This window comes from Microbacterium sp. (genome assembly GCF_047971895.1).
Classification (GTDB): domain Bacteria; phylum Actinomycetota; class Actinomycetes; order Actinomycetales; family Microbacteriaceae; genus Microbacterium.
The window spans coordinates 1-4,258 of record NZ_JBKEAF010000049.1 but is presented as its reverse complement, the minus strand read 5'-3'; the positions used below and the strand labels follow the sequence as shown (position 1 = coordinate 4,258).

4 protein-coding genes are annotated in these 4,258 nt (G+C 69.7%); 2 read left to right on the top strand and 2 right to left on the bottom strand.

The genetic code is table 11. From position 1 onward, the window contains the following. Both ACK5IN_RS04535 and ACK5IN_RS04530 read left to right on the top strand, forming a co-directional pair. The coding region (locus tag ACK5IN_RS04535; protein WP_416895025.1) for a class I SAM-dependent RNA methyltransferase at positions 1–826 on the top strand (826 nt) is incomplete at its 5' end. Between the two features lie 245 nt (positions 827–1,071). Continuing rightward, positions 1,072–2,952 carry a BCCT family transporter gene (locus ACK5IN_RS04530; RefSeq protein WP_416895024.1) on the top strand — a complete coding sequence of 627 codons (1,881 nt, stop codon included), beginning with the start codon at positions 1,072–1,074 and terminating at the stop codon, positions 2,950–2,952. Positions 2,953–3,335: 383 nt separating this feature from the next. On the opposite strand, the gene ACK5IN_RS04525 is transcribed toward ACK5IN_RS04530, so the two are convergent. Together ACK5IN_RS04525 and ACK5IN_RS04520 are read right to left on the bottom strand one after the other, a co-directional pair. Beyond that, the gene (locus ACK5IN_RS04525) at positions 3,336–3,548 is read right to left on the bottom strand and encodes an acyl-CoA carboxylase subunit epsilon (protein WP_416895023.1); all 213 of its coding nucleotides are present in this window, start codon (positions 3,546–3,548) and stop codon (positions 3,336–3,338) included. Beyond that, on the bottom strand, positions 3,545–4,258 hold a 714-nt coding region (locus tag ACK5IN_RS04520; protein WP_416895022.1), incomplete at its 5' end, for a carboxyl transferase domain-containing protein. The genes ACK5IN_RS04520 and ACK5IN_RS04525, both read right to left, overlap by 4 nt.

Genomic DNA, 4,258 nt, shown 5'->3' with positions numbered 1-4,258 from the left:
GCGCCGCCACCGCGTCGACACCGTCGACGCGCTGCCGCGCGCCACACCCGAGATCGCCGGGGCGGCCCGCGAGCTGCGCGACCGCCCGGCCGGGCGTATCGACCTGGTGCAGCCCGCCGACGGCCGCGTGCGGGTCATCGACCGCCCCGACGCCGGTCCCCGCCACGGTGACTCGGCACGCGAGACGATCGTCGAGCGGGTGGGCGGCCGTGAGTTTCGAGTGGATGCCGGTGGCTTCTGGCAGGTGCACCGCCTCGCCGCGCACACGCTCACCGAGGCGGTGAAGCGGATCATGCAGAAGAAGCACCCCGATGGGGCGATCCCGCACAGCGGAGGCGTGTTCCTCGATCCCGACGCAGGGCATCTCGATCTGTACGGCGGCGTCGCCCTGTTCGCCGTAACGCTCGGCGACCTCGCGGGGCCAGCCGCCCGCATCACGACCGTCGAGTCCGATCGCCGTGCCACTGCGCACGCCGAAGCGAACCTCACCGGCTTCACCCGAGCCCGCGCCGAGACCGGTCGAGTGGACCGCTGGCTCGCACGCCGGACGGCACAGGCGACGGCCTTCGAACGCGACCGCTTGCGACACGGGGTGATCGTGCTCGACCCTCCGCGCGCCGGCGCGGGCCGCGACGTCGTCGAGCAGATCGTCGCGCTGGGTCCGGCATCCATCGTCTATGTCGCGTGCGACCCGGTCGCGCTCGCCCGCGACCTCGGCGCCTTCCGGGCGCTCGGGTACCAGACGCGGTCGGTCGACGCCTACGACCTGTTCCCGAACTCGCACCACGTCGAGGCGGTCGCGCTGCTCGAACCCGAACAGCGGTGAGCGATCTCGGGCTACACCGCGTGTTCTCTTGGGTGCTGCCGGGTGCGTACCCGTAGCGTGGGTGGTCGTGACCGCTACACGCGTGGACTCGCACCCGCTCCACACCGGGGGCGCGGCGACCGGCGCTGGGAGATTCGATGATCGACAGAAACCGTGACACGGAGTCCAGCCCCCGGCCGGCAAAAGCTCCGCGGAAGAAAATCCTGAAGGAGTCGGCGCACCCCGCGCTGATTCCTGGGATCGGGGTGGAGGACACCCCCCGGGTGTTCAGCACCAACTGGGCGGTGTTCGGCATCGCCGGGGCGCTCGTGCTCGCGGTCGTCATCTGGGGGTTCCTGGCCCCCGAGCACATCAGCGCGACAGGGGCCGCCTCGCTCGGCTGGGTGACCGAGAACTTCGGCTGGTTGTTCTCGCTGCTGGCGGCCGTGACGATCGTGTTCATGTTCGTCCTCGGCTATGGCCGCACCGGCGGGATCCGGCTGGGTGCCGACGACGAGACACCCGAGTTCTCCACCAGGTCGTGGATCGCGATGCTGTTCTCGGCGGGAATGGGCATCGGTCTGATCTTCTGGGGCCCCGCCGAACCGCTGAACTACTTCCTCGACGTGCCGCCAGGCTTCTCGTCCGAGGCGGGCAGTCGGGATGCGATGCTCGACGCCCTGGCGCAGTCGATCCTGCATTGGGGGCCCATGGCCTGGGCGTTCTACGCGCTCGTCGGCGGGGCGATCGCCTACGCCGCGTACCGGCGCGGGCGCGCTCCGTTGATCTCTGCGATCTTCAAGCCCATCTTCGGGGAGCGCACCGAGGGGTGGATCGGCGCGGTGATCGACGTGTTCGCGATCATCGTCACCCTGTTCGGCACCGGTGTCACCCTGGGCACGGGCGCTCTGCAGATCGCCAGCGGTGCCGAGGTCGTCACCGGTCTCGGTTCGCTGGGCAATGCGGGGCTGATCGCGATCATCACGATCCTCACCGCCGCGTGCGTCGTGTCGGCCGTGTCGGGCATCAAGCGCGGCATCCGCGTGCTGTCGAACATCAACATGGTCATCGCCGGGTTCATCGGGGTGTTCGTCTTCATCGCCGGACCGACGCTGTTCCTGCTGAACATGATCCCGGCGAGCGTTTCGGCGTTCTTCGGCGAGCTCTGGATCATGATGTCACGCAACCCCGGGCAGGGCGAAGATGCCGCGGCGTTCATGGCGAGCTGGACGAACTACTACTGGGCGTGGTGGATCTCGTGGACGCCGTTCGTGGGAATGTTCATCGCGAAGATCTCTCGCGGGCGCACTCTGCGCGAGTTCGTCACGGTGGTGATCGTGGTGTCGTCGGCCGTGTGCGTCGCATGGTTCGGGATTCTCGGAGGCACGGCGATGTTCCTCGAGGCGCAGACCGGCGCAATCGCCGAGGCCGGCACCCCCGAGTCGGTCCTGTTCGCCGTGTTCGACGAGCTGCCCTTCGGGGTCGTGCTCACCGTGCTGGCGATGATCTCGATCGTGCTGTTCTTCGTCACTTCGGCCGACTCCGCGGCAATCGTGATGGGGTCGATGAGCCAGCGGGGAAAGCCGGAGCCGTCGAGCTGGGTGACGATCCTCTGGGGTGTCCTGCTCGGCGCCGCCGCGCTGGCGCTCCTGCTCGCCGGCGGGCAGACGGCGCTGTCGGGGTTGCAGGCGATCATGGTCGTCTCGGCCTTGCCGTTCGCGGTCATCGTGGTGGGGATCATGATCGCGTGGGCCAAGGAGCTGCGCACCGACCCCTACCTCCTCCGCAACCGGTACGCGCGCGCGGCGATCGCGCAGGGTGTGCGACGGGGCATCGCCGAGCACGGCGACGACTTCGTGTTCGGTGCCACAGAGGTTGCCCACAACGAGGGGGCCGGAGCGGGCATCGACACCGACGACCCGGCACTGACCGAGTGGTACACGACCGCCACCGGGCAGATCCCGATCGTGACGGCCGAGGACGTCACCCGCACGCTCGAGCCGGGGCGCATCCAACCGAGGGGGCCGGTCGATCCGACCCATACCGCCTCGGGCGACGCGTCACTGACGGTCGGTGAGGACCGGCGCTCGATCCGTCGACGCAGGGCGCTGCAGGAAGAGAGCGGTGCACCGGAGGGCGAGGGCTGAGCGTCCGCACGCGGCGCCGGGGTCGGCATCCGCTCGGGTCGGCCACCGGCGCGCCTGTGCACCTGCGCGCCAGGTGGTCGCCCGCCCCCGCGTTCACTTGTCACGATTCGCGGGTCCCGCCCGCAGATCGTGGCAAGTGGATGCCTGGGGCACGCGAAGCCGCCCGCCCCGCCGCTGTGTGGAACGCTTACCCGAAGACCTTCTGCGGGGTGGCTGGAGTCTCGCCCGTTCACGCTGTGCTGGGGAGATCAGCCGAACGCCTGATGGGTTCCAGCGATACCAGTGTGCGCGGGCCGCGAGAGCGGTGTCTGTAGGTGTTTCGGGGGACAAAGCAGGTGCATAGGTCCGGCAGAGCAAGAACGATGGATGCCGCGCCCCGGCGATCAGCCGATGTACCGGCCCCACGCGACATCCCGCCGCACCGGCTGCCGCAGCGGTCGCTGGGTGCGGCTCCACGGCGTCGCGGGCTTGCTGTCATCGGCGGTCGCCGAGGCGGCCTCGGCCGCGTACGCCTCGGTCACGACCGCGATCAGGGCTGCCAGCTCGTCGTCGTCGGGGTCGCCGCGGCGCACCTCGATGGAGAGGTCGTCGCTCATAGGGGGATGTTCCCGTGCTTCTTGGTCGGCTGGCTGGCCCGCTTTCCGCGCAGCGCGCGCAGCGCCTTCGCGATCGACACGCGGGTCTGCGCCGGCTCGATGATGCCGTCGAGCTCGCCGCGCTCGGCAGCGAGGAACGGGGATGCCACGTTGTAGGTGTACTCGTTCGCAAGGCGCGTGCGCACCGCGGCGACGTCTTCGCCGGCCTCCTCGGCCTTGCGGATCTCGCCGCGGTACAGGATGTTCACCGCGCCCTGACCGCCCATCACCGCGATCTCGGCCGTCGGCCAGGCCAGGTTGATGTCGGCCCCCAGCTGCTTCGATCCCATCACGATGTACGCACCGCCGTAGGCCTTGCGCAGGATGACCGTCACCAGCGGCACCGTCGCTTCGGCGTAGGCGTACAGCAGCTTCGCGCCGCGGCGGATCACGCCCGTCCACTCCTGGTCGGTGCCGGGCAGGTAGCCGGGCACGTCCACGAGCGTGACGATCGGGATCGAGAACGCGTCGCAGAACCGCACGACCCGGGCCGCCTTCTCGCCCGCCTCGATGTTCAGGGTGCCCGCCATCGCCTGTGGCTGGTTGGCGATGATGCCGACGCTGCGCCCCTCGAACCGCGCGAAGCCGATCACGATGTTGGGCGCGTACAGCGGCTGCACCTCGACGAAGTCACCGTTGTCGACCAGGGTCTCGATGATCGCGTTGACGTC